The following is a 26,100-nucleotide window of genomic DNA, read 5'->3' on the forward strand; positions in this document are numbered from 1 at the left end:
ACCCCGGCAGGAGAAGGCAAATGCGATGGTGCACGTGATGATGCGCCGGACAGCGCCAACGCCTACCTCCCGCCTACCCTCGGCAAGGGCGCCGGCACGTTCAACATGCCCCCGGCCGCCACATACGCCGCCAACGCCTGGCCCTGGCTCAGCAGATGCCCGTGCATCGTGCGCTCCGCGCCTTCGGCGTCGCTGCGGCGGACGCACGCCATCAGCTCGCGATGCTCGGCCAGCGACTGCGCCATGCGCCCGGGCGTCAACAGCTGCCGGCCACGGTGCATCTTGAGGATGCGGTGCAGGTCGTGGGTGACGCGGATCAACCACGGATTGCCGGCGTACTGCTGCACGGTCTCGTGGATCAGATAATTGTTGCGGTAGTACTCGGCCAGGTCGCCGGCGGTGGCGGCGGCTTCCATCGCCGCGTGCAGGTCTTCCAGGCGTTGCACGCCGGCCGCGTCGATGCGCTTGACCGCATCGTGCGCGCAGCGGCCTTCCAGCATCGCCATCACCGGGAACAACTGGTTGAGGTCTTCCAGCGTCAGCCGCGTGACCCGGCTGCCGCGGCCGGCGTCCAGTTGCACCAGGCCTTCGGCGGCGAGCAGCTTGAGGCTCTCGCGCAGCGGGGTGCGGCTGATGCCGAGTTCCTCGGCCAGCGCCGGCTCGTCGATCCATTCGCCCGGCGGCAGCGCGTAGTCGTAGATCTTCTGGCGCAGGCGCTCGGCCACTTCCTCGTACAGCGGTACGCGCTTCTTGGCGCTGCGCGAATCAGGGGCGAGGGTCATGGCAGGCGGGTCGTCGATGCTGGCGTGGGGGCGCCCATTCTACTGGGGCGCCCCGACACCCTGACGGACGCGGGCCGGATCACAGCCAGCCCGGCACCACGAACAGCAGCCAGGCCACCAGCGGCCCGAGCAGCACCACCAGCCCGCTGTAGACCAGGAAACGGCGGAACAGCGCGTCGCGTTCTTCCTTGGCGGCCGAGGCCACCACCAACGCACCGTTGGTGGAGAACGGGCTGACATCGACGATGGTGGACGACACCGCCAGCGCGCAGATCACCCCGGCCGCGCCGAGCTGGCCCTGCATCAGGAACGGTACCGCCAGCGGAATGGTGGCGCCCAGCACCGCCGCCGACGAGGCGAACGCGGAAACGACGCCGCCGACGTAACAGACCAGCAACGCCCCCAGCAACGGCATGCCGATCTGCGACACGCCGGTGCCGATGTAGTCCACCGCGCCGGCCTTTTCCAGCACCGCCACGTAGGTCACCACGCCGCTGATCAACAGCACCGTGGACCAGCTGATGCCGTCCACCGCGCCCTTCTGCGCGCTGGGCGAGATCAGCGCCAGCGCCACCGCCACGGTGATCGACACCAGCCCGACGTTGAGGTTGTAGACCAGCGCGGCGATGCCCAGGCCGAGCAGGCCGACCAGCGTGATCACCCGATCGCGCGTGATGGCGACCGCCTCCAGCGCCAGCGGATTGGTCGACAGGGTGCCGCCACCGGCGGCCACCAGCGAGCCATGCCCTTCGATCGCGAACGGGCGCTTGGAGGCCTGGTCGTCGGCCACCGCCACATACTGCGCATCGGCAAGCGAGACCTCCTGCCGACGCATCAGCTTGAGCCCGCCGAAGGCGCAGAAGCAGATGATCGCCATCATCAGGTTGAAACCCAGGCTGGTGAGGAACACCGCCATCTCGGTGACGTCCAGCCCGGCCTTTTCCACCACCTTGTTGGTGATGCCGCCATACACGCTGATGGGCGAAAAGCCGCCGCCCTGCGCGCCATGGATCACCAGCAGGCCCATCATCAAGGGATTGATGCGGTACTGCTTGGCAAAGCGCAGCGCCACCGGGCCGATGATGGCCACCGCCGCCGGCCCGAGCGCACCGAAGGCGGTGAGCAGACCGGTGATGACGAACATCACCCAGGGAATGGCGACGATGCGCCCGCGCACCGCGCGCACCGCCCAATGCACCAGCAGATCGATGGTGCCGTTCTTCTGCGCGATGGCGAACAGATAGGTGATGCCGACCAGGGTCAGGAACAGGTCGCCCGGAAAGCCGGCCAGCACCTCCTTGCCGTCCAGCCCCACCCACACACCGCCGATGATGAAGGCCAGCGCAAAGGCCACCGCGCCCATGTTGATGGGCAATGCGGTGGCGACGATGAACATGATCACCAAGCCAAGAATCGTTGCAATTTGCGGGGTCATGCGCCCTCCCAGACACCTGATACGCGTACAGCACGGATGGCCACCCGCCACCCAGGGGTCACGCCGTGTGCACCACCTCGACCGTCATGCCGCGCGCTCGCATGCGGCGTTGACCCACTCGACCACCCCGTGGGTGCTCTGAAATTCGTCGACCGATCGCGCCTCGCAACCCGGCACGCGCTCGCGTGCCATGCGCGCCAATGCGCTGCCGGGCCCCAGTTCGAGAAACACGCGCGCGCCGCGTTCGGCGGCCTGCACCAGCACCTCGTACCAGCGCACGGTCTGCGCGATCTGTGCGGCCAGCGTGTCCACCACCAGGGCCTGCGTGGTGACAGCACGCGCATCGATGCCGGCCAGCACGCGCAGCCTGGGCGCCTGCACGGCCGCATTGTTCAATTCGACGGCGAAGGCGTCGGCGGCCGCACGCAACCACGGCGTATGCGCCGGCACGCTCACCGGCAACGGTGTGACGCGTGCGCCCTGCGCCTGCGCTGCATCGCCCAGTGCCTGCAGCGCCGCCTGCGGGCCACCGAGCACGGCGTGGTCGTCGCCATTGACGATGGCGATGGCCGCGCCATGCGCCCGGCACAGCGCCTCGAGCGTGCGCAGCGGCAGCCCGAGCACCGCCATCAAGCCGGCTTGTTGCGGGCTGGCCGCATCCATCAGGCGCGCGCGGGTGGCAGCCAGCTGCAAGCAGGTGGCGATCTCCATGCTGCCGGCGACCGCATGCGCGGCCAGCTCGCCGACGCTGTAGCCCAGCACCAACACCGGCGTGGGCAGCTGTGTACGCAGCACCTGCCAGTGCGCCAGCGTGCCGGCGCAGACCAGCGGCTGTGCGATGGCATTGGTGTAGCGGGAGTTGTCTGCGGCTAGCGTTTGCGCCGAGGCGCCAAGCACCTTGCTCGCGGCGGCGATCACCTCGGCCGCGGCCGGCGCATCGGCAACCCGCGCGAACATCGCGGCGTGCTGCCCACCCTGGCCGGGACAGAGCACGGCCAGGCTCATTGGATGGCCTGCTTGCAGAAAATGCTATGCCTTGTGCGAGCGTCGCCCTTATTCGCGCTGCAAGCCTTTTGTTCCGTATCCAGGCGAAGCAGGCCGTTGCCTGAGGCAATAAAGAGAGCGGCGCCGCCGCACGCCTGCGTGGACGTTGCCTTCGCAGTTGCCAGTGGTCGACACCGGCTCATGCCGTCTCCTGGCAGTGCAGGAACCAGGCACAGGCCAGCAGATCGGCGCTGCCGCCCGGGCTCAGGCGACGCGCAACAAATTGCGCGCCGATGGCGTGCACGCACGCGCGCCACTGCGGGTGTGCGATGCCGCCATCGGCCAGAAACGCACGCGCCTGCGCCTTGGCGTAAGCCAGCCCTTCCTGCCCGCCGCGGTGCAGCAGGTTGAGATCGTCGACCTCGGCAATCAGGTGCATCAAGGTCTGCGCCAGTGCGGCCTCGCGCGTGGCGCCGCGGGGCAGTGCGCCACGCAGACACGGCAATGCGATCTCGCGCAGCAATGGATACCCGGCTGCAGCCTGTTCGCGCACGCCACTGATCCGAAATGCTGCACGCACGCGCTGGCCATTGCTGCGTGGATCCAGCGGTGCGGCCCGCAGCGCATCGCGCCAGACCTGCACCGCGTTGCAGACTGCTTCGCCGGTAGGGGCATGACCGTGCACGGCACGCACGCGCGCCGCCTGCGCAGTGAGCACGCCCATGCTGAAGATCGCACCACGATGGGTATTGATGCCGCCGGTGGCGCGCAGCATCGCCGCTTCGGCCGCGATGCCGAGCTGGCGCAATTGCTCGAACGGCGCGTTGTCGATACCGGCCTGTGCAATCGCGACGAAGTAGCCGCGCAAGGCGAACAGGCTGCGCAGGAACGTCGACGCGTCCATATCGGCATGGCTGCCGCTGTCGAGCGGCGTGACCAGGCCGGGCTTGGGTGCGCAGCAGAGTTCTGCATGCAGGGCGGCGACCGCCAGCCGTCCCAGCCGATGCGCCAGTGCGCTGGCGGTGCCGGCTTCGGGATGCGATATGCCTTGTCGCGCTGCACTGTCTTGCAGCTCGCCATGTGTGCGTGCAGCGCGCGATGGCGCATGCACGCGGTCCGAACCAGTGCCTGCAGGGGCAAGGCGCAGTAGCGGCTGCGACGGTACGTCGTGCGGTGCTGCCGGTACCAGTGTCGATGTCGGTGTCGATTGGGTGTCCGCACGAACCAGATGCATCGCTGGGCTGTCTGTACCAACCAGGGATGCTGCGATGCCTGCCTCTTTCGCCCTTGTCATTGGCCGCTGCCGCTCCACCGCGTTGCAATGCGTCACGGAGCGCCCGGCATCGGCGGTGCGTTCGGCCAGCGTGCTCATGCCGCGCTCCATACCGGAAACAGCGCGCTGCGCGGCAGCAGGCGGCAGCCGTTGGTGGACTTCACCAGTACCTGCTGTGCGCTGCCGGCGTATTCGCGCCAGTTCACCGCGGTGTCGTCGGGCAACAACAGTTCGCCGTCTGCGCGCAGCCGGTGACGCTGTTCCCAACGCTGCAGCACTGTCACCACTGCCTGCGCCTGCTCGGGTGTGGCGATGGACCACAACAGGTCCAGATCCGATTGCGCATGCACATACGCAAGCCCGGTCAGGGCCTGCCATGCGAAGCTGCCGAAGACGCGCGGCTGCAGGGCGTTGGCATTGCACTGGGTCAGCAAGGCCTGCAGTGCAGGCTGCGTCGCGGAGGGTGCGGCTGCGATCACGGCGTCCAGCGCCAATGGCGCGGTGCTGCGCGCGACCTCGTCCAGGCCGGCGCTCAGTGCCAGGCGCTGTTTGCCTTCGCTTGGCGGCAACGGCACGCCGAGCCGCAGGCTGCCGGGTGCCTCGCTGCCATCGCCGCGTGCCACCACTGCCGGCAGACCCGCGGCGAACCACTGCTGCAGCCGTGGCTGCGCACCCGGCGTCAGCGCTTGCCAGCGCGCGTCCGGTTGCAACCACACCAGTGCGTGGCGGCCGGGCATGCTCAGGCCTCGCCCGCAGCCACTGCGGCAGCGACATCGCGCGCCAGGGTGCGCCCGCCACGCTGCGCGCCAAGTGCCCGGCGTTGATCGCCATCGCTGGGCGCGGCCAGGGCATCGCCCAGCGCCTGCGCCAGATCGCCGTCCCAGAGCGACTCCACCGCGCCCATGCGCACGTAGTTCTCCACGCCAGGCGCGAACACCGGCGAGCTCTTGCTCAGTGCCTGCAGGGTGTCCACGCTCTGCTTGGTGACGCGGGCCATCGCGCGCAGATCCATCACCCGGATCTGCGCATCCGGCAATGCGTGGATGTGGTCGGCCATCAGACCGAACGACAGAAAGCCGCCACTGACCGATTCGCCATACACCAGCGTGACCAGCCGTGCGCCGCGCTTGCGCGCCAGGTCCAGCGCGCGTGCCAGATGCGCGAAATAACCGTTGATACCGAGCAGTTCGTCGCGGCGCGCCAGCCGTTGCCCGGCGGTGTCGGCCAGCATCACGATCGGCCGCTGCGGATGCGCGCGCGTGCTCGCCAACACGGTCGCCGCCAGTGCCAGCGCGTGGTCCACGCCGACTTCCAGCTTGTTGGCGGTGCCGATCACGGTGACCTCGCCCGCGGCCGTGGTGGCACTGCCGGTGAGCACATCGTCGTTGCGGGCGATGGCGTGGCCGAGCGGAAACAGCCGGTCCAGCAGTTGGCTCAGTTCCATGGCGTGCTCCGGTCGGCGGTGGCGGCGAGGAAGGCGTCGGTGTCCAGCAACGGCAGGCGTTGCGCCTCGACAATGCCCTGGCGCTGCCAGATCTCCAGGCCATCGCGGCAATCGCCGTAGGCGGCGATGCGGCTGGACAATTGCTGATGTGCAGCTTCCAGCGCCTGCAGCGCGGCCTCGCCTGCCGGCTCGGTCAGCGTGTCCAGCGCCTGCACGGCAGCATCGGCAAATGCGGCGATACGGTCGGCCACCAGCGTCTGCGCCTCGCCCAGCAGATAGCGGTGCTTGCCGCCGGTGACGCGCCACACCAGGGCACGGTCACGTGCGTCGAACTCCTCCACACCGCGCACGGTTTCGATCACGTCCGGGCCGGACAGCGACAGGCGGCCTTCTTCGGACATGATCACCGCGCTGCAGCAGCGCGCCACGATGCCCATGCCGCCGAAGGCGCCATTGCCGCTGCCGATCAAGGCCAGCACCGGCACGCCGGCGGTGCGCGTGTTCAAGGTGGCACGCATGATTTCGGAGATGGCGATCAGCCCGGCGTTGGCTTCGTGCAGACGCACGCCGCCGGTGTCGAGCAGCAACAGCACCGCCGCCGGTTGCGTGGCGGCGGCGCGTTCGAGCAGGCCGGTGAGCTTGGCGCCGTGCACCTCGCCGACGCCGCCGCCCAGGAAGGCGCCTTGCTGCGCAGCGATCAGCACGTTGCGCCCGCGCAGTGTGCCTTCGCCGACGACGATGCCGTCATCGAAGGCGCCGGGGGTGTCGAGCTGGGCCAGATGCGGGCTGATCAGGCGACGGCGCGGGCCGACGAATTCGCCGAAGCTGCCGGCATCCAGCACGCCATCGATGCGCTCGCGCGCATCGGCCTCGTAATAGCTGCGCTCGGCCATGGGGATGGTGGTGCTCATACGTATCTCCCGACGACATGCGTAGGAGCGCACCCGGGCGCGACTGCGGCGTTACCGGGAACGCCCGTCGCGCCCGGGTGCGCTCCTACGGGGTGAGACGGGTGGCTCATGCGGCGGCTCCCTGCAGGACGTCCATCGCCTGCTCCAGGCGCAGGCTCACCACCGCCGGCGTGGCGCCGACATCGTTGACGCTGATGCGCACATCGCGCAACGGATGGCGCGCGGCGAAATCGTCCAGCACCGCCTGCCAGATCGTGCCGAAACCGCGTGCGGCGGTGAGGATCTCGATCTCCATCGCGCCGTCCAGCGGCACGCGCTCGACCAGCACTTCCAGGTTGCCGGAGGCGACCACGCCGACCAGCGCATGATCCAGCCCGGCGCGCGCGCCATGCTGGCCATCGAAGCGATACCGCAGGGTTTCCATGCCGTGCCCCTACCAGTTGCGAAAACGTTTCGGCGGGTCGTACAACCCTCCGGACCAGCGCACCAGGTCCTTGACCGTGCGCGCGGCGAGCAGGTCGCGCGTGGCATCGCGTGGACGGATGCCCAGGTCTTCCGGCCGCTTGATGACGCCGCGATCGCGCAGGTTTTCCACCGCACGTTTGTCGCGGCCCAGGCCGACGGCGGTGTAACCGGACACGCCACGGATGGCCTGTTCGCGCTCTTCGCCGCTGCGGCACAGCAACAGGTTGGCGATGCCTTCTTCGGTCAGCACGTGGCTGACGTCGTCGCCATAGATCATCACCGGCGGCAGCGGCATGTTGGCGCGCTCGGCCAGTTCCCAGGCATCGAGCTTGTCGACGAAGGCCGGCGCCATGTGTTCGCGGAAGGTTTCCACCATCTGCACCACCAGCTTGCGCCCGCGCGGCATCTCGCCGGGGCGCGCCGCCTCGCGCCCGGCCTTGAGCCAGGCGGCGCTGGCGTGCCGGCGGCCGCGCGCATCCGAACCCATGTTGGGCGCGCCGCCGAAACCGGCGATGCGGTCGCGCGTGGCGGTGGAGCTGTTGCCCTGCAGATCGATCTGCAGGGTGGAGCCGATGAACATGTCGCAGGCATACAAACCGGCGGTCTGCGACAACGCCCGATTGGAGCGCATGCTGCCGTCGGCACCGGTAAAGAAGATGTCCGGGCGCGCGGCGATGTAGGCCTCCATGCCCAGTTCCGAGCCGAACGAATGCACCGAGTGCACGAAGCCCGATTCGATCGCCGGGATCAGCGCCGGGTGCGGATTGAGCGCCCAGTGCCGGCAGATCTTGCCTTTCAGCCCCAGCGACTCGGCGTAGGTGGGCAGCAGCAGTTCGATCGCGGCGGTGTCGAAGCCGATGCCGTGGTTGAGCCGGTCCACGCCGTACTCGGCATAGATGCCCTTGATTGCCATCATCGCCATCAGCACCTGGATCTCGGAGATCTGCGCCGGGTCGCGGGTGAACAGCGGTTCGATGTAGTTGGGCCTGGGTGCCTGGGTGACGAAGTCCACCCAGTCGGCCGGAACATCCACGCGCGGCAGCGTGTCGACGATCTCGTTGACCTGCGCAATCACGATGCCGCCCTTGAACGCGGTGGCCTCCACGATCACCGGGGTGTCTTCGGTATTCGGGCCGGTGTAGAGATTGCCGTGGCGGTCGGCGGCCTGCGCGGTGACCAGCGCGATGCGCGGGGTCAGGTCGATGAAATAGCGGCCGAACAATTCCAGATAGGTGTGGATGGCACCGATCTCGATGCGGCCCTCGCCAACCAGCCCGGCCAGGCGCGCGGCCTGCGGGCCGGAGAACGAGAAATCCAGCCGCTTGGCGATACCGCGCTCGAACACGTCCAGATGCGCGGGCAGCGACAACACCGATTGCACCATATGCAGGTCGTGCACGCGCGCCGGGTCCACCTCGGTGAGGCAGCGCGCCAGGAAGTCGGCCTGCTTCTGGTTATTGCCTTCCAGGCAGACGCGGTCGCCCGGCTCGATCACCGCTTCCAGCAGCGCCACCACGTCGTCGGCGGCCACCACGCGCCCCTGCGGCGCCAGGGCTGCGGCGCGCTGCAGGCGCTGGCGCCGGCTCTCGGCCTGGGTGTCCCACTGTCGACTCATGCGTCTGCCTCACCGGGCAAAGCCCGTAATGTCGAAGTAATTACATCGTAATTATGGAGAGCTGTAGTGTCTAGCCGCGTTGCAGCATGGCCCGCAGGGACAGCCAGGCTGGTCGGCCCGGCAACCGGCAGGTGCTTGCGGGCGATCCCACTTCGATATATCTTTTCGCCATGCTTCGCTATATCGAATGACAGTGCGCTCTCGCCACGACGACTTGCCGAATGAACTCGATCCGTCCCTTGCGCGCAGCGCCACGCGCCGCGGCGGCGGTGCGCGCGCGCGACCACTGGAACATGGCGACCTGCGCTTGCTGCTGCTGGCGCTGATCGAGCAACAGCCGCGCCATGGCTATGAGTTGATGCGGCAGATCACTGCGCTGTTCAAAGGCCTCTACACGCCCAGTGCGGGCGCCATCTATCCGGCACTGGCGCAACTCGAAACCGAGGGATGGGTGCAGACCGTGCTGGACGAGGGCCGCAAGCGCTACCAGGTCAGCGCGGCCGGCCGCATGCATGCGGCACAGCACCGCGACGCACTCGATGCGGCGCTGGCCCGCACCCACCGCCGCGCGCGCGCGCTGATCAAGGCGCAGACACCGGCGCCGATTCGCGAGGCCATCCACCGCATCAAGCACGGGCTGTTTGCACGGCACGGGCAATGGACGGATGCAGAAACCACACGCATTGCCGCGCTACTCAACGCCGCCGCTGACGGCATGGAGCACGACGACGGCTGAGTGCGTGTGCTGCTGCAACTCCTAGACAAGCCGATGCCGCCTGATCACCCTTTGCGGTAGTTGCATGTCATCGCAGTGTCGACGTTGTGGGCGCAGTGATGTGCAGCCCCGATGCATGCAGTGTTCTGCGAATTCGTGAGTCTGCAAATTCCGATCATCGACCTTGCTTATTTCGCAGCGGCGTAGCTGCCTGTTCTGATCGAAATGCAGTCTCAGAATCAACACACCTTCAGGCGTCGGTAACTGAGCCCCTCTCCCTCGGCAGAGGGATTGGGGTGAGGGTCAAGGGCGAAGCCACGTGTCATTGCAACTGCACGAGGCTTCGCTCGTTCCCTCATCCGCCCCTGCGGGGCACCTTCTTCGATGGGAGCAGGGTGAGCAACAACCGCTGTTTTTCGCCAGTTGGCTGGCTAGATCGTCGCATCATCGTTTGCAGTCACTCCCCCGCCGCGCATCTGCGCGCCACATCCAGGAATCGCACCACAATGGCCATCCACACCCACACCCAACTCCGCCGCGATCCGCGCCTGCGCTCCTTGCAGGTGGTGCGCTGCGAATCGCTCACCCCGCAGATGCGCCGCATCGTGTTCGGCGGCAGCGAGCTTGCCGGCTTTCAGAGCGAGGCACCGGACGATCACGTCAAGCTGTTCTTCCCCAATGCCGATGGCGCTTTCGTGCTGCCGACGATGACGCCGGACGGTCCGCGCTATGCCGAAGGCGCGCTGCCCTCGCCCGGCCGCGATTACACCCCGCGCGCATTCGATCCGCAGAGCGGCGAGCTGAGCATCGACTTCGTGCTGCACGGCGACGGCGTGGCCTCCAGCTGGGCGGCGCAGGCACAGCCCGGCGACACGCTGAAGATCGGTGGCCCGCGCGGCTCGTTCCTGGTTGCCGACGACTACGACCACTACGTGCTGATCGGCGATGAAACCGCGCTGCCCGCGATCGGCCGCTGGCTGGAAGCCATGCCCGCCGACATGCATGCGGAGGTCTTTATCGAAATCGCCGATGCGGCCGAACGCCAGGAGCTGCTCAGCGCCGCCGAGGTGGAGGTGTACTGGCTGGAACGCAACGGCTTCGATGCCGCCAGCAGCACGTTGCTGGAAGACAGCCTGCGCGATTACGAGCCGCACGACGGCGACACGTTCTACTGGATCGGTACCGAATCCATGCGCGCGCGTGCGATGCGCAAGTTTCTCGAAGAGCACATGGGCGTGGACAAGGACTCGGTGCGCGCGAAGGGCTACTGGAAGGCTGAATCAGCCCCGCACTGACGGACAGCACGGCGGTGCTGGGTGCGGGGTTCCACGCAAACGGCAGTTGATCTGTGGCTTTTCCGCAGGGCCCTTGGCCGCCCACCATCGCGGGGCACGCCGCAAGTACGTCCGTGTAGGCTCTTACGCGGCATCCATGCCGCGTAAGGCCCCGCGATGGTGGACGGCCAAGGACCAGTCGAGTCGATCGGTGCGCATGGCTTTCAATAAAACGATCAACAAACTGTCTGGTGCGGTGTGCCCGCCGCTCGCGGGCTCGCGGCGTGTCCCGCGCACGGCGAAGGCACCGCGGGCTCGATCGCAATGCCCATAAAAAAACGGCGCCTCCCACCGAGGTGGAGAGGCGCCGTTTTCTTCAGTCAACAGCCTTAAGCCGGTCGGCGGGCTTTGGCGTTCCGCACATCGGTGCGATCGCTCGCACCGATGCATCGACTGCGCTGCGCCTTACTTGGCAGCAGCGGCGTCACCGGCCTTGGCCTGCAGGGCTTCGGTGGTGATGCGGATCTTCACTTCGTCGCTGACGTTCGGGGCGTACTGGCCCACGCCGAAGTCGGTGCGCTTGATGGTGGCGGTGGCGTCGAAACCGGCTGCCGGCACCTTCTTCATCGGGTGCTCGCCGGCACCGTTGAGGGTGACGTCCAGCACGACCGGCTTGGTCTGATCCTTGATGGTCAGGTCGCCGGTGACGGTCAGCTTGTTGGGGCCGGCCGCTTCGACCTTGGTGCTCTTGAAGGTGGCGGTCGGGAACTTGGCCGCGTCGAAGAAGTCACCGCTCTTGAGGTGTTCGTCGAACTTGGCGGTGAAGCTGTTCAGACCAGACAGCGGCAGGGTGACCTGCACGGTGGACTTGGTCACGTCGGCCGCGTCGTACACCAGGGTGCCGTCGACATTGCCGAAGTGCGCGGTCGGGTTGGAGAAGCCGAAGTGGCTCCACTGCGCCAGCACGTCGGTGTGGCTCGGGTCCAGCGTGTAGGTGCCCGAAGCCACTTCCACGGCCGGCGCGGTCGAGGCGGCCGGCGCAGCAGCCGGGGCAGGAGTAGTGGCAGCGGCATCGGCCGGTGCGGTGGCGGCCGGGGTTTCGGTGGCCGGCGCGGCGGCATTGTCGGCCGGCTTGGAGCAGGCGGCGATGGCCAGGGTCAGGGCGAGCGGCAGCAACAGTTTGTGGGTGGTCTTCATTGAAACTCCTTGAGATGAGGGACCGCATTGGATCAACGCGGATGGAACAGACGCAGACGGACGAGGACTGCAGCAAAGCGGAAACGTGCGCCTGGGGCGGATTGGACAAGGCGTACGGTGTTCAGGTGGTGCGGGTGGCGCGCTGCGAAGCCGGAGTGTACGTGGCTGCCTGCGTGCCGGAGGGCCCGGCTGCGCGCGCCCGACGGTGCGCGCAGCCGCCGTGTCGGCCGCCGTTACTCGATACGTGCGGCTTCGTCGAAGCTTAGCCGCGGCAGCCGCGCAAACAGCCCGGCCGGATCGCCATAGCCAAGATTGACCAGGAAATTGGACTTGATCGGCGTCCCGGCGAAGAACGCCGCATCCACCTTGGCATTGTCGAAGCCGGACATCGGGCCGGCATCCAGACCCAGCGCACGTGCGGCCAGGATCAGGTAGGCGCCCTGCAGCGAGCTGTTACGGAATGCGCCGGCCGCGCGCCCCTCACGCGGGCCTTCGAACCAGCTCTTGGCGTCGGCATGCGGGAACAGGTACGGCAGCTTTTCGTGAAAATCCTCATCGGAGCCGACGATCACCGTGACCGGCGCGGCCAGCGTCTTGGCGGCATTGGCCTCGGACAGCGCCGGCTTGAGCTTCTGCTTGCCCTCCGGCGTGGCCACGAATACGAAACGTGCCGGCGACCCGTTGGCCGCGGTCGGGCCCCACTTCAGCAGATCGTAGAGCTCGCGCAGCTGCGCTTGGCTGACCGGTCTGTCGAGAAAGGCGTTTTGCGTGCGGGCGGTACGGAACAGCTGATCCAGCGCGGCAGCGTCGAGCGAGTCGGACATGGAAACTCCGGGAAGCAAGGGAATGGGCGACGGTAGGATGCAGCACCGGCGCCAGCGTGAAGACCCGCAGTGTAGAGTGAGGCGATTGCTGCAACACGCGCTCTATCTGAAACAAATCTATGTCGGATCTGAAACGATGGCGCTGACCTGGGCGGTCAGCGACGGCCGCGCCGGCAATGCCCGCCAGGCCGAGGCCTTGGCGCAGGCGCTGCACGCCGCACCGGTCACGGCGCTGCATCTGCAGGCCCGCATGCCGTGGCGCTGGGCCGCACCGCGCCTGTTGCCGGGGGCGCAGGCCGCTTTTGGACCCGGCTTTGCCCGGCAATTGCAGCAGCCGCCGGTGCTGGCGATCGGCTGCGGGCGCCAGGCCGCGCTGGCCACCAGGCTGCTGCGCGCGCGCGGCAGCCGGGTGGTGCAACTGCTGGACCCACGCCTGGACCCGCGCCACTGGGATCTGTTGATCGTGCCCGAGCACGATGGGCTGCGTGGCGCCAACGTGCTCACCCTGCTCGGCAGCCTGCATCCGGTGGACGATGCCTGGCTGGCCGCCGGGCGCGCGGCCTTCGTCGCGCTCGGCGCGCTGCCCGGCCCGCGCGTGGCGCTGTTGATCGGCGGCCCCACCGCGCAGCTGCCCTGGACCACCGAAGCGCTTGCGGCGCTGTGCACGCACCTGCGCGCGCAGGTGCTCGCGGCCGGCGGCAGCCTGCTGGTCACCACCTCACGGCGCACCCCGCCCGAGGCGATCGCAACGCTGCGCCAGGCGCGTGCAGGCCTGCCAGGCCTGCCAGGCCTGCTGTGGTGCGACGAGCGCGACGGGCCCAATCCGTACGCCGGCCTGCTGGGCTGGGCCGATGCGATCGTGGCCAGTGCCGACTCGGTCAACCTGCTCTCCGAAGCCTGCGCCACGCGGGCGCCGGTGGCAGCGGCGTTTGCCGCACAGGCGCAGGGACGGGTGGCCACGTACCTACGGGCACTGCAGGCGCATGGCCGTCTGTGCGATGCCGGCGATGTCTTGGCAACGCCGTCGCAGCGTCAACCACTGCGCGAAACCCAGCGCATCGCCGCACTGGTGCGTGCGCGCCTGCACGTATGATGGTGCCGCCGCCGATGTCACGCGGCAGACACAAGGACGATGCATCCCCATGCGACTTGTACACAAACGGCGCGGTTGGCCTGCAGCAGCGCTGTTGCTCGCATCCCTGACGTGCGCACTCCACGCCATCGCCGCGCCGGTGTGCACCCCGCACTATCCGGCGCCCGCCACGCTGGCGGCGATGTTCGACCTGGCCAAATCCACCCAGCAGGCGCTGGACGCAGTGGACGGTGCGCAGGTCGTGCTGTTGGCACGCGGCGGCCAGGACCTGAGCCGCTATGGGTTGAAACACAGCCATCTGGCCTTCGCGTTGCGCGAGGACGACGGCACCTGGCGGGTGAAGCACCTGCTCAACCACTGCAGGTCGGACAACTCCGCGCTGTACCACGAAGGCCTGAGCAACTTCATCGGCGAAAGTGCCCTCGCTGCCGATCTGCGCGTCGGCGTGCCGGCACCGGCGCTGCAGCAGCAACTGCGCACGTTGCTGCAGGATCCGGCCACGCTGGCGCACACGCTGCACGAGGCGCGCTACAGCATGATCGCCTATCCGTTCTCCACCGAGTATCAGAATTCCAACCAGTGGGTGCTCGAAGTGCTGGCGGCTGCATTGGCGGCGACCAATGCAGCAGATGCGACACCTGCGCCGGTGAGCGATCGACGCAGCGCACAGGCCTGGCTCAAGCGCAACGGTTATCAACCCACCCGCCTGCATCTGGATCTGAGCAAGCGCATCGGCGCACGTTTCTTCATCGCCAATGCCGCAGTGACCGACCATCCCGCCAGCGAGCGCCTCTCCGGCAATTATTCGGTGATCACGGTCGAGTCGGTGTTCGACTTCCTGCAGCAGCAACACATGCTGCAGCAGGATCATTCCATTCCACGCAGCGTCACCACGCACGGAGCGTCTCCATGAACATCCCTCTTCGATCTGCCGGCCTTGGGCTGTTGCTGGCCATCTCGTTTGGCCAGCCGATGCAGGCCAACGCAGGCTTGACCACGATCACCCGCGGCGACGCCTCGGCGATGTCGGCGATCCTGGTGATCTCCGCGCCGTACTTCGTGTCGTTGGCGCTGGGCCATAGTGCGATCGCAGGCTCTGAAGCGCTCAGCGAGGCATCGCACAAGGCCTCGGCCGGGCCGTTGCCGCCGATGCGGGTGAAGTCGGTGGAAAAAACCACCGATGGCGGCTGCCAGGTGCAGTTGCAGGATCCCGCAAAAGCGGAGAACACGGCACTGCTGCGCTGGCCGGCTCGCCAGGACGACCCGACTGCGGGCTTCCACGTTGGCGAGACGGTGAGCTTCCAGCCGAGCCCGGCCGGTGCGGGCTGGACGGTACAGTCGCCACAAGGCCAGGCGCTGGCGTTCGTGCCGACCGCAGAATCCGCTGCGCAGAACAGCAGCACCACCTGGTGATAATGGAAGACGCCGTACAGACACCCGCGGTTGCGATGGGGCGTTGCTGACGGCGCCTCACGTGTACAGGTAAGGTATTGCGCACGGCGTGGGCAGATACATCGGCCATTGTCTACCGAAGTGCAACACCACGTTCGTTGATGACCGCTGCAGTCGGATGACGATCGTCACTGTCTGATCGCCAGCACGCCAGTGCATGATCCTTGCGTGTCTTCCACTGGATCTGCAATGCACCACACGCCGCTGTCGCCCATGCGCATGCTGCTGGCCGCCCTGTTCGCCGGTGCGGCCTTGTGGTTCGGGATCGGTCTGCAGCCGCCATGGTGGTGGGTGTGGCTGGCGCCGGCGCCGCTGCTGTGGCTGGCCTACACGATCGAGCGCACTGCGCACGCACGTATTGCGGTGCTGATCGCCACCAGCATGGCCGCGATGCACTATGTGCCTTACTTCCGCCTGGCGATGCCGTTGCCTGCAGTGATAATGGCCGCCTGCGGCATCGCGCTGGTGTGGTATGCGGTGGTGATGGGCGCACGCCGGATCGTGCAGCGCCTGCGCAGCGGCTGGAGCGTACTGGCGTACCCGCTGCTGTGGGTCAGCGCCGATTTGTTGATGGCACGGTTGCTGCCGGACGGTAACTGGGGCAGCCCTGCTTACTCGCAGGCCGATGTGCTGCCTTTACTGCAACTCACTGCACTGACCGGCGTGTCCGGGCTGTTGTTTGTGGTGTGTCTGCTGCCCTCGTTGCTGGCGTTGCTGGTGTGGCGTGGCAACGCTGTGCGCCGTCCGCTGCTGATCGTCGCTGCCGTGGCGCTGACCTTGGCCGCAAGCACCGGCTATGGTCTGTGGCGGCTGCAGACGCCGGTCGCCGGCACGCCGCTGCGCATCGGCCTGGCGGCCATCGACGATGCGATCGGCCCGAAGGCTGCACCGGCGTACTGGCAACCGATCCGCAATCGCTACGACGCCTTGATCGGCACGCTCGCCGCGCAGGGTGCGCAGCTGGTGGTGTTGCCGGAAAAGATCGCAGTGCTGCCACCGCAGCAACTGACGCAGTGGCAACAGCACTACAGCGCGCTCGCCCGGCAGCACCGGCTGTGGCTGCTGGTAGGGATTGCCGAACACGGCGCGCAGCCGCGCAACCTTGCCTGGTTGTTCGATCCGCAGGGCGTGCGCGTGGAGAGCTACGAGAAACAGTTTCTCGCCCCGCCCGAGCGCGCGCAGCACTACGCACACGGGCAGGACTACGCCATCCGTCACGTCGATGACCTGCGCTGGGGGCTGGCGATCTGCAAGGACATGCTGTTTGCACGGCTGGCACGCGCCAATGGCCAACGCAACGCCGCACTCATGCTGGTGCCGGCCTGGGACTTCGCCTATCGCGATGCCTGGATGTCGGCGCATATGACCGCGCTGCGTGGCGTGGAGAACGGCTACACCGTGGTGCGTAATGCGCGCGAAGGGCTGTTGATCGTCACCGATGCGTACGGCCGTGCGCAGCTGCAGACCCGGAGCGCGCCGATGCCTGGAACGAGCGCAAGTGTCAGCGCGCTGGTCGCCCCGCAAGTGGCAACGTTGTATACGCAGGTCGGCGATGTCTTCGGTGGCGTGTGCGTGCTTGCGATGTTGGTGCTGGCCCTGGTGGCGCGTCGGCGCACTGGCCTGCATGCGTCAACGCGCGGATAATTCGCGCTGATCGCTCACTGCCGCACCGCCATGTCCGCCCCATCCCCCACCCTGTTCACCCCGCTCACCGCGCGCGCATTGGCATGGGCGGTCCTTGCCATGGGCGCGGTGGTGCTGTTGTCCAACATCCTGGTGCAGTACCCGATCAACGATTGGCTGACCTGGGGCGCGTTCTCGTATCCGCTGGCGTTCCTGGTGAGCAACCTGATCAATCGCCGCTTCGGCCCGCGCGCGGCGCGCAAGGTCGCGTGGTGCGGCTTTGCGCTCGCAGTGATGTTGTCGCTGTGGCTGGCCACCCCGCGCATCGCGGCGGCCTCCTGCACCGCCTTCATCGCTGCGCAGTTGCTGGATATCAGCGTGTTCGACCGGCTGCGCAGTGGCAACTGGTGGCGCGCGCCGATCGTGGCCACCACCTGCAGCGCCACGCTGGATACGGCGATCTTCTGGAGCATCGCGTTTGCCGGTGTCGGCCTGCCGTGGATCAGCTGGGCGTCCGGCGATCTGGCGGTGAAGCTGGGCATGGGCGTGTTCCTGCTCGGCCCGTTCCGCGCGCTGCTGTGGCGCAGTGCGCCGCGACCGCAGGGCTGACCAGGCGCCTGAGCACAGCTAATCAGGCGCAAGACAGGCGCGGTGGATGGATGCGATTCCAACCCACCGGCGCAGTCGCCAACCCGGCCTGCATGCCGTGCTTCCCCTCATATCGCAACGCTACGCAACGCCCGGATACCGGCCGATCAAGGTGACAGGGCTGCCACATCCTTGCCAACCGGAAACGCCAGGCCTTGTGCATGCGCAGTGGTGAAGATGCTGTGCCGTGCCTGCTGGATGGCCGGGGTCGGTGCGATCAGCCGTGGCCGACGATCCAGCGTGCAACTCAGGCCCGCCTCCACCAGCGTGGCATGCGCCTGATGCAATGGTGCTGCACTTTCTGCCGATAGCCACTGCACCTGCACCAGCGCATCGATCAACGCGGGCGTGGCGCAGTCCAACAGCAGCGCGGGGTGCCGTGCGGCCTGGCCTAGCACGCCGGCCTGCAGGACGAATTCCAGATCGACCAGGCCGCCGGCGCCCTGCTTGAGATCCAGCCGCGCCGCATCGCTGCGATCCAGTTCGCTGCGCATGCGCGCGCGCATCTTGCGTACGTCCTCGTGCAGCACTGCTGTGTCGCGCACGCGTGTCAGCGTGTCGGCACGCACCTGCGCGAAGGCCGCGCAGAGCGCGGCATCGCCGGCCACCGCACGCGCGCGCACCAGCGCCTGATGCTCCCAGGTCCAGGCGCGCTCGCGCTGGTAGTCGCGGTAGCTGGCCAGCGAGGACACCAATGCGCCCTTGCCGCCGTCCGGGCGCAGCCGCACATCGATATCGTAGAGACGGCCGGCGCCGGTCTCGGCAGCCAGCAAGGTCATCACCTTCTGCGCCAGCCGCGCAAACCAGCGCCCGGCGTCCAATGGTCGCTTGCCATCGGACGCCTCCACTTGCTGCGGGTGATCGTAGAGAAACACCAGATCCAGGTCCGAGCCGAAGCCCAGTTCCAGGCCGCCCAGACTGCCGTAGCCGATGATGGCGAACGCACCGCCCGACACCTGCCCGTGCGCGGCGATCAGTTCGCGGCGCGCCAGCTGCAGCACCGTCTGCACCACCGCTTCGGCCAGCCAGGCCAGTTGCCGGGTGCTGTCCACGGCCTGCTGGCGGCCATCGAGCGTGGCCAGTGCGACGCGGAAGCTCAGCGCGAGCCGGCGCTCGTTGAGTTCGCGCAGGGCCGCTTCTGTATCCTCGATCTGCAAGGTGCCCAGGCACGCGGCGTGCAACGCGTCGCGGTCGGGCAATGGACCGCTGATGCGGGTGTCGAGCAGTTCGTCCAGCAGCAGCGGATACGCAGCCAGGCGCTCGGCCAGCAAGGCGCTGCGCGAGAGCACATCGACCAGGCGTGCGAGGGCGCTGGGTTGTTCGTCCAGCAAGGCCAAGTAACTGGTGCGGCGCAAGGTGGATTGCAACAGGCCAAGCACGCGGCGCACGGCGGCATCCGGCTGGCTGGCGCGGGTGGCCGCATGCAGCAGCGCCGGCATGACGCGGTCCAGCCGCGCGCATGCGGTATCGGAGAGCGCGCGCACTCCGGAAGACTGCGCAAAATCGGCCAGCACCTGATGCGCACCGCCGGGATCGTGCAATCCGATGCCGGCCAACGGCGCGGCATCGCCTCCCGGCAAGGCGCGCCAGTAATCGGCAAGTGCGTCGGGCGCGGTGGCGCGCACGCGTGGTGCCAGCAACTCGGCAAACTCGGCGGCAACGCGCGCGCGTTGCGGAGCGAGTGCCTGCAGCAGCGCCGGCCAATCCGCATAACCCAGGCCCAGCGCGATGCGTTCGCGATCCAGCGGGGCCTGCGGCAGGGCATGGGTCTGTGCGTCGCGCAACATCTGCAGACGATTTTCGAGCCGGCGCAAGAAGCGATACGCCTCGGTCAATGCATGCCCGTTGTCCGCATCGATCTGGCCTGCCGCCACCAGCGCCTGCAAGGCAGGCAGCAGGCGACGCTGGCGCAGGCTCGGCTCGCGTCCGCCGCGAATCAGCTGCAGCGATTGCGCCAGAAACTCGATCTCGCGGATGCCGCCCGGCCCGCGCTTGATGTCGTCCAGACGATCGTGGCGGGCGACTTCGGCAGTGATCGCCGCCTTCATCTCGCGCAGGCCGTCCAGCGCGGTGAAGTCCAGATAACGCCGGTAGATGAAGGGGCGCAGCGTTTCCAGCCAGGCTTCGCCGGCGTCGATATCGCCGGCCACCGCGCGCGCCTTGAGCCAGGCGTAGCGCTCCCAATCGCGCCCTTCGCGCTGGAAGTACTGGTCCATGCCGGTGAACGACAAGGCCACGCGCCCGGCCGTGCCGAACGGACGCAGGCGCAGATCCACGCGATGGCTGAATCCATCGGCGGTGGTTTCGTCGAGCAGCTTGGCCAGCTGTTGGCCCAGACGCGCAAAATATTCCTCCGCTGCCAGCGGGCGGGCACCATCGGACTGGCCGCCCTGCGGATACGCATAGACCAGATCCACATCCGAGGAAAAATTCAGCTCGCCACCACCGAGCTTGCCCAGCCCGAACACCACCAGCCGCTGCACGCTGCCGTCTTCGGCAATCACCTGGCCGTGGCGGTCGCGGAATTGCTGCTCCAGCGCCTGCAGCCCGCATTGCAGGCAGGTTTCGGCCAGGCGGGTGGCACCGGCCAGGGTGGCATCGACGCTGTCCAGATCGAGCACGTCGCGCCAGACCAGGCGCGTCGATTCCGCACTGCGATAGCGGCGCAACTGCGCCGCCCAGACCTGGGGCTGTGCGGGGTCGAGTACCGGCAGTGGCAATGGCGATGGATCCGGCTGCGCCAGATGCAGCAGCAAGGCCGGCTGACGCGCCAAGGTATCGAGCGCAAACTCGCTGGCGAGCGCAACCTGTTCGAGTTGCCGGTCGAAGTCATCGCCCGGCCAGCGCTGGTCGGCCGGCACGGCATGACGGACACGCGCCACGGTCCGCTCGATCAGGGCGGTGAGCGCAGGAGACACGGATGGGGTAGGCAGTGACATGCGCCGATTCTGGCATCCCTGCACGATAGCGGCACGTGCATGCGGGCGATCCAGCGGTGTCTAGAGGCAGCAATACAACTACTGGGTTCAACGCCGCCCTGCGTGTGGTCCCATCAGCACGCGGTCATATCGGGGGGCGTGATGTCCTCGCTGGTTGCGGGCTTCTCGGCCGCATGGATGCCACCGTGGGACCTGCACGGATGATTTACGACGGATCCCAAAGGTGGCGAAGGCATCGCGCGTTGAAACAGCGTCAGGGCTCGAAAGGCGGCTGTCTTGAGCTCAGGTTGGGCAAGGTGGATAAGCAGCGGCAACGCATGTGATCTGTGGCTTCCTTGCAGGGCCCTTGCCCGCCCACCCTCGCAGGACACGCCGCAAGTACGTCCGTGTAGGCGCTTACGCGGCATCCATGCCGCGTAAGGTCCCGAGACTGTAGGCGGAAAAGGACCAGTCGAGATGGTCGGTGTGTGTGGCCTTCAAACGACAGCAAACTACAGCACGTGCCAACCCATCACGCCGCATGCGACGCAGCCCAGCAGCATTGCCAGCCACGCACTCCAACGCGGCGCATACGCCAGGCCCAGCGCCGCCCACAGTGCGGCCACGCTGACAAACCCCAGCCACAACACCGTGCCCACTGTGCCGCCCCAAGCGAGCACGCATAGCACCAGCGCGGCGATCAACAGACAGACAGCCAGCGCACGCAGCCACCATCGCTGCGCGACCGGCGCAGTGCGGCGGCCGGTGAGCTGCTCGTAATGGCGATGCATCGCCACGGCCAGGGCCATCATTGCGGCGTGGCAGAGCGCGGTGCCTAGCAGCGCGGCAATCAGCCCGTCCATGGCGGATGTCCCAACGACCAGCTCGCACCACTCAGCGCGGCAATGCCCACGCCCAGCCAGCCCCACATGCGCAATGCACTGCGCGCACGAAACATCCACAACACGACGACGGTGTAACTGGCGAAGCTCAGCAAGGTCGTGCTCAGCACCGACACCGCGGGCGACACGCCCGCAAACCGCCACAGCAGCTGCGCCAGCACACTGCAGCCGGTGGAGGTCAGCGCATAGCCGCCGACACTGGCAGCGAGCACGCGACCGGCAACCGACCAGCGGTAGCGCGTCACCGATGCGGTGCGCGAAGACCGCTTCACAACCCGTCCATTGCGGCTGCGGCACCACGCCCGGTGCGTGCCGGTACCGGTCGCGCGGCGCTGCGATGCGCCCGATACGCCGCGTAAGCAAATGCAACGCCGAAGACGAGCGAGACCAGCTCGACCCCGGCGCGCTGCAGGTCGCCGGCAGCCAGATACACGCCCAGATGCTGCCCGGTGGTGACCGCATTGAGCAGCGGCAAGCCGACACACAGCAGCGCGGTCATCGCCAGTTGCTCCACCCATGCACGCGCGGGTGGGCGCAGCAGCGCATGCAGCAGCGTGGCTGCCCATACCCACAGGAATGCGTGGATTTCGATCTGGCTGCGCTCGGCCTGCGCGGCCGGCACCAGGCGGTTGGCATAGAAATACGCAATGCTCGCCAATGCGGTTCCCGCAAGCGCGGCGACATTGAGCGCTTCCACCACCCGATAGATACCGGCGGTGGCCGTGCCGAACTCCTGCTCGCTACGCCGACGCCGCTTGATCGAAAACAGCAAGGTGCCGGTAGCCATCATCAAGGTGCCGGCCAGGCCGCAGATGAAATACAGCCATTTGCTGGTCCAGCCGCCGAAACCGGCCACGTGCAGGGTCTTGATGACCTCTTCCACATCCTGCGCGTGCAGGTCCGTGCGCGCGGCATCTGCGTGCTGCTCCAGCAGCGCACCGCTGGTCGCGTCGAACAGCACGCTGCTGGCTGGATTGAGCAGGCGCCGCGAGCTGCCGGTCTCTGCCACGCGCGCGACCACGCGCAGCTTGCTGCCGGGTTGATCGGGCCGCTCGACCACCAGCGTTTGCGCGGGCGCTCCGTTGAGCGAGTCTGCACGCTGCACCAGCTCCGGCAGATAGGCGGGCACGCGATTGACTGCGGTTCCGTCCGCGCTGGTCGCAGGCACTGCCGGCGACAGTTCATCGGCATAACGCGTGTACGCGTCCTCGTCGCTGCCATACAGCGCGTGCAATGGCGCGGGCATGTAGCTGGTGGAGAAATACGCCAGGCCGGTGTAGACGATCATCAGCAAAAACGGCAGCGTCAGCACCGCCGTGGCGTTGTGCGCGTCCAGCCACGAACGCTGGCCCTTGCCCGGGCGGAAGGTGAAGAAATCCAGAAAGATCCGCTTGTGCACGATCACTCCGGACACCAGCGCGATCAGCCCGCACAGCGACACCCAACCCACCAGCCAGTACCCGGGAATGCCGCCGTGCAAGGTGTAGTGGAAGCTCATGAAATGCCGGCCGCCCTCGGTCTGGCGGCCCCACGGAGACGGCAGCAGCTCGCCGCTCCCGGGGTCCAATGACGCCTGCTCCCGGCCATCTGGCGTCCGCCAGAACAGCGTCAGCGCCTCACCCGGATGCGTGGGCAAGGTGATCCGCCACATGCGCGCCTGTGGCGCGAGCTGATGCAACTGCGCCAGTGCACGCGGCACCAGCGCTTCGTCCGACAGGACCGTCTGCATGCTTGCACTCGGCAAGGCCGGTGTGGCCTGCATCCAGTTGGTGATCGGATCGCGAAACACACTGAGCGTGCCGGCCAGGAAGATCGCGCACAGCAACCAGCCGCAGCTCAGGCCGCACCAGGTATGCAGCCAGGCCATGCTTTGGCGAAAGCCATCTTTCATCCGGCAAGCACCATGCACCACCGCAGCGCTGGTGCCCGCATCACAACGCGCCGCGCAGGGTCACCATCACATTGCGTGGTTCGCCGTAATAGCGCCCGTTAACGAAGCTCGACAAGGTGTTGTAGTAGTGCTTGTCGAACACGTTGTTGAGATTGACCGCCACCGACCATTGCCGGTTGACCTGGTACCGCGCCAATGCATTCCAGACCGCACGCCCCTGGATCGGCGCGGTGGCGGTGCCGATCTGCCGATACGCCGCGCTCTGCGCGCTGACACCGCCACCGACGGTGACGTCCTGCAGCGCGCCCGGCAGACGGTAGGTGGTCCATACCCGCAGCAAATGCTTGGGCGTATAGCTGTTGAAGGTCTGGCCCTGGCTGCTGACATCCTGCAGATAGGTGGTGCGGTTGAAGGTGTAACCGGCAAACACGTTCCAGTCGCGCAGCACCTCGCCGCTGACTTCGGCATCGAACCCGCGGCTACGCACCTTGCCGCTGTCGATGTAGCAGAAATCGTTGTTGCGGCAGGTGGGGCTGGTGGTCAGGTCGGCCTGGGCGCGGTTTTTCTGATCGATCTGGAACAACGCAAACGCGCTATTGATGCGCCCGTCCAGCCACTCCCCCTTGATGCCCAGCTCGTAGTTGGCGCCGGTCATCGGCTTGAGCATCTCGCCGGCTTCGGTCTGCGCGTTCTGCGGCTGGAAGATGTCCGCATAACTGGCGTAGGCCGACCAGGTCGGGCTCACGGCGTACACCAGGCCGGCATACGGCGTGACCTGCCCGGTTTCGCGGGTGTGCTCGATCGATTGCGACGGCGACAGCCCGGTGGTGGTGGTGTTCCACAGGGTGTCGTGCCAGCTCACGCGGGTGCCGACGATGGCCCGCAACGGATCCGTCAGCTGCCAACGCAGTGCGCCGTACAAGCCGAACTCGCGCGAGGTGCCATGCCGGGCCTCGCGTGCATTGGCGAAGATTTCCGCATCGCTGATCGCCCGCACAGTGCGCTGCAGATCGAACACATTGAAGGTCTGGACGTTGTTCTTGTTGCCATAGACCGTATCCACGGTGGTTTCGGCAAAGTTGCTGCCGATCACCACCTCGTGCCTGCGCCCCAGTGCATTGAACTGCCCGATCACATTGGCATCGAAGCCGAACGCATCCGCGTCGGAAATGGTGCGCGCGGCCAGCAGCGCGCCGGTGCCGTTGGCCGGATTGATCGCGCGGCTGGAGCTGGCAAATTTCAGATCGTGCAGCTCGCGCACCTGCACCGCACTGAGCTTGAACACCCAGTCGGCATTGAAGCGATGGTCCAGGTCCAGATACAGCCCGCGATTGGACGAGGACTGCCGGTTCCATGCCGCACCCAGATTGGTCTGGCGCGGCAGGCCGATATCGCGGCCATCGCTGAAACTGGGCAGACCGCCGAAGAACGGCCGGCCTTCCACCTGTTCGTAGCTCACGCCCAGGCTGAGCTGGGTCTGTGGCGAGAGCGTGTAATCGAGCGTGCCGTAGTAGGTGGGTGTGCGGCGCGTGACGCCATCGACGAACGAGCGCTGATCCTGATGATCGATCACCCCGCGCGCGCGCAATGCGCCATCGGCGGTGAGGTTGGCGCTGCCATCGATCAGCGCACCGTAGCGGTCCCAGCTGCCGCCCTGCACCATCACGCTCACGCCCGGCACATCCAGCGCACGCTTGCGCACCAGGTTCACCGCACCGCCGGGGTTGCCCGCGCCCTGCAGCAGGCCGGCCGCACCGCGCAGCACTTCTGCGCGATCGTAGATGCCCATGTTGGCGCTGTAGTTGCTCGCCCGGCCATACATGCCGCGATTGAGCGGCACGCCGTCGTACTGCACCGTGGTGATGTCGAACCCGCGCGAATAGATGTACTTGCCGCCCTGCGGGCTCTGCACGATGGTGATGCCGGTGGTGCTGGCCAGCGCGTCGTAGACCGAAGTGATGTTCTGCTCGTCCATCAACTGGCGGGTGACCACGCTGATCGACTGCGGGATGTCCTTGAGCGACTGCTCGCCGCGGCCGATGCTGACCGCGCGCGCGGTATAGCTGCCGGTGCCGCTGGTGGTCGCACTGCGGTTGGCCTGCGCGGTCACCTTGACGGTGGGCAGCAGCCACGCGTCCACCTCGCTCCTGGTCGCGCTGGGCTGCGGCACGGCGCGCAACACGTAGCCGCCGGTCTGCAACGGCACCGCCTGCAAGCCGCTGCCGGCCAGCAGCGCAGCCACGGCGGCCGGTGCGGTGTAGCTGCCATCCAGCCCGGCAGTGGTCTTGCCATCGGTCTGCGCGGCGGTGAAGCTCAGCAACAGGTTGGCCGAACCGGCCAGCTGACGCAGCGCCGGCGCCAACGGCCCGGCGGGGATGCGATAGGCCTGGCGTGCATCCTGCATGGCAGGCGCGGTCTGGGCGATTGCATCGGGCATGCCCGCACACAGGGCCAGGCTGCACAGCGCAACCGCCACGGCCATGCCGAGGGGCCGCATGGGCGGTGCCAGGGCGTTGCGCTGAAACGACGAAGAGGAAAGTTGGCCGCGGCGGCGGGCAGTGATCGACATGCTGTTCCCACAAAGGTTTGGTGTCGCACTGACACCGTCATTGGGGAGGTGCCGCAACGGCGGCGATCGGGCAGCCCGGGTGCAC

Annotated in this window: 23 protein-coding genes; 7 read left to right on the plus strand and 16 right to left on the minus strand. The window is 67.4% G+C overall.

Annotated elements, in window-relative coordinates; translation table 11 throughout:
• Positions 1-62 precede the first annotated feature (62 nt).
• The 9 genes from FHT09_RS10715 to mdcA form a co-directional block, all read right to left on the minus strand.
• Positions 63-782, minus strand: a complete 720-nt coding sequence (locus FHT09_RS10715; protein ID WP_104606234.1) for a GntR family transcriptional regulator — start codon at positions 780-782, stop codon at positions 63-65.
• A 79-nt stretch (positions 783-861) separates the two neighbouring features.
• Positions 862-2,217, minus strand: coding sequence for an SLC13 family permease (locus tag FHT09_RS10720; RefSeq protein ID WP_104538666.1), 1,356 nt, complete (start codon positions 2,215-2,217; stop codon positions 862-864).
• An 84-nt stretch (positions 2,218-2,301) separates the two neighbouring features.
• The gene (gene mdcH, locus FHT09_RS10725; protein WP_104606235.1) at positions 2,302-3,222 is read right to left on the minus strand and encodes a malonate decarboxylase subunit epsilon; all 921 of its coding nucleotides are present in this window, start codon (positions 3,220-3,222) and stop codon (positions 2,302-2,304) included.
• Positions 3,223-3,400: 178 nt separating this feature from the next.
• Positions 3,401-4,246, minus strand: a complete 846-nt coding sequence (gene mdcB / locus FHT09_RS10730) for a triphosphoribosyl-dephospho-CoA synthase MdcB (protein ID WP_104606294.1) — start codon at positions 4,244-4,246, stop codon at positions 3,401-3,403.
• 323 nt (positions 4,247-4,569) lie between these two features.
• On the minus strand, positions 4,570-5,211 hold the full coding sequence (gene mdcG / locus FHT09_RS10735; RefSeq protein WP_104538667.1) for a malonate decarboxylase holo-[acyl-carrier-protein] synthase: 642 nt from the start codon (positions 5,209-5,211) through the stop codon (positions 4,570-4,572).
• A gap of 2 nt (positions 5,212-5,213) precedes the next feature.
• Complete coding sequence (gene mdcE / locus FHT09_RS10740) at positions 5,214-5,918, minus strand: biotin-independent malonate decarboxylase subunit gamma (RefSeq protein WP_104606236.1); 705 nt, start codon at positions 5,916-5,918, stop codon at positions 5,214-5,216.
• Positions 5,909-6,811 (minus strand): biotin-independent malonate decarboxylase subunit beta, encoded by a 903-nt coding sequence (locus FHT09_RS10745; RefSeq protein ID WP_181141329.1) that lies wholly within the window; start codon positions 6,809-6,811, stop codon positions 5,909-5,911. Before FHT09_RS10745 ends, mdcE begins: the two co-directional genes overlap by 10 nt.
• A gap of 124 nt (positions 6,812-6,935) precedes the next feature.
• Complete coding sequence (gene mdcC, locus FHT09_RS10750; RefSeq protein WP_104606238.1) at positions 6,936-7,253, minus strand: malonate decarboxylase acyl carrier protein; 318 nt, start codon at positions 7,251-7,253, stop codon at positions 6,936-6,938.
• A gap of 9 nt (positions 7,254-7,262) precedes the next feature.
• A complete protein-coding gene (gene mdcA, locus FHT09_RS10755) occupies positions 7,263-8,909 on the minus strand; it encodes a malonate decarboxylase subunit alpha (protein ID WP_104606239.1) in 1,647 nt (548 codons plus the stop codon).
• A 187-nt stretch (positions 8,910-9,096) separates the two neighbouring features.
• On the opposite strand from mdcA, the gene FHT09_RS10760 reads away from it, so the two are divergent.
• Positions 9,097-9,645 carry a PadR family transcriptional regulator gene (locus FHT09_RS10760; RefSeq protein ID WP_104606240.1) on the plus strand — a complete coding sequence of 183 codons (549 nt, stop codon included), beginning with the start codon at positions 9,097-9,099 and terminating at the stop codon, positions 9,643-9,645.
• A gap of 485 nt (positions 9,646-10,130) precedes the next feature.
• Entirely contained in the window at positions 10,131-10,919 is a 789-nt protein-coding gene (locus FHT09_RS10765; protein ID WP_104606241.1) for a siderophore-interacting protein, read from the plus strand.
• 444 nt (positions 10,920-11,363) lie between these two features.
• Here the strand turns inward: FHT09_RS10765 and FHT09_RS10770 are convergent, their stop codons facing one another.
• Together FHT09_RS10770 and FHT09_RS10775 are read right to left on the minus strand one after the other, a co-directional pair.
• Positions 11,364-12,095, minus strand: coding sequence for a YceI family protein (locus tag FHT09_RS10770; protein WP_104606242.1), 732 nt, complete (start codon positions 12,093-12,095; stop codon positions 11,364-11,366).
• A gap of 233 nt (positions 12,096-12,328) precedes the next feature.
• Positions 12,329-12,919, minus strand: coding sequence for a malonic semialdehyde reductase (locus FHT09_RS10775; RefSeq protein WP_104606243.1), 591 nt, complete (start codon positions 12,917-12,919; stop codon positions 12,329-12,331).
• Positions 12,920-13,055: 136 nt separating this feature from the next.
• Between FHT09_RS10775 and FHT09_RS10780 the strand changes: the two genes are divergently transcribed.
• From FHT09_RS10780 to FHT09_RS10800, 5 genes are all read left to right on the plus strand, one after another.
• Positions 13,056-14,012 (plus strand): ELM1/GtrOC1 family putative glycosyltransferase, encoded by a 957-nt coding sequence (locus tag FHT09_RS10780; protein WP_104606295.1) that lies wholly within the window; start codon positions 13,056-13,058, stop codon positions 14,010-14,012.
• Between the two features lie 49 nt (positions 14,013-14,061).
• Entirely contained in the window at positions 14,062-14,925 is an 864-nt protein-coding gene (locus tag FHT09_RS10785; RefSeq protein WP_104606244.1) for a DUF2145 domain-containing protein, read from the plus strand.
• Entirely contained in the window at positions 14,922-15,425 is a 504-nt protein-coding gene (locus FHT09_RS10790) for a hypothetical protein (RefSeq protein WP_104606245.1), read from the plus strand. Before FHT09_RS10785 ends, FHT09_RS10790 begins: the two co-directional genes overlap by 4 nt.
• Before the next feature lie 228 nt (positions 15,426-15,653).
• Complete coding sequence (locus FHT09_RS10795; protein WP_104606246.1) at positions 15,654-17,108, plus strand: nitrilase-related carbon-nitrogen hydrolase; 1,455 nt, start codon at positions 15,654-15,656, stop codon at positions 17,106-17,108.
• A 30-nt stretch (positions 17,109-17,138) separates the two neighbouring features.
• On the plus strand, positions 17,139-17,696 hold the full coding sequence (locus FHT09_RS10800) for a VUT family protein (protein WP_104606247.1): 558 nt from the start codon (positions 17,139-17,141) through the stop codon (positions 17,694-17,696).
• A 146-nt stretch (positions 17,697-17,842) separates the two neighbouring features.
• Here FHT09_RS10800 and glnE read toward each other — a convergent pair whose 3' ends face one another.
• From glnE to FHT09_RS10825, 5 genes are all read right to left on the minus strand, one after another.
• Positions 17,843-20,674 (minus strand): bifunctional [glutamate--ammonia ligase]-adenylyl-L-tyrosine phosphorylase/[glutamate--ammonia-ligase] adenylyltransferase, encoded by a 2,832-nt coding sequence (gene glnE, locus FHT09_RS10805; protein ID WP_104606248.1) that lies wholly within the window; start codon positions 20,672-20,674, stop codon positions 17,843-17,845.
• A 491-nt stretch (positions 20,675-21,165) separates the two neighbouring features.
• Complete coding sequence (locus FHT09_RS10810) at positions 21,166-21,516, minus strand: DUF3325 domain-containing protein (protein ID WP_104606249.1); 351 nt, start codon at positions 21,514-21,516, stop codon at positions 21,166-21,168.
• Positions 21,504-21,827, minus strand: coding sequence for a hypothetical protein (locus FHT09_RS10815; protein ID WP_104538678.1), 324 nt, complete (start codon positions 21,825-21,827; stop codon positions 21,504-21,506). Before FHT09_RS10815 ends, FHT09_RS10810 begins: the two co-directional genes overlap by 13 nt.
• Positions 21,824-23,446, minus strand: a complete 1,623-nt coding sequence (locus FHT09_RS10820) for a PepSY-associated TM helix domain-containing protein (RefSeq protein WP_181141320.1) — start codon at positions 23,444-23,446, stop codon at positions 21,824-21,826. The genes FHT09_RS10815 and FHT09_RS10820 overlap by 4 nt, the downstream gene beginning before the upstream one ends.
• 40 nt (positions 23,447-23,486) lie before the next feature.
• Positions 23,487-26,015 (minus strand): TonB-dependent siderophore receptor, encoded by a 2,529-nt coding sequence (locus FHT09_RS10825; protein WP_181141321.1) that lies wholly within the window; start codon positions 26,013-26,015, stop codon positions 23,487-23,489.
• Positions 26,016-26,100: the final 85 nt, after the last annotated feature.

The sequence above is a fragment of the Xanthomonas sp. CFBP 8152 genome, from assembly GCF_014199025.1.
GTDB lineage: Bacteria > Pseudomonadota > Gammaproteobacteria > Xanthomonadales > Xanthomonadaceae > Xanthomonas > Xanthomonas arboricola_B.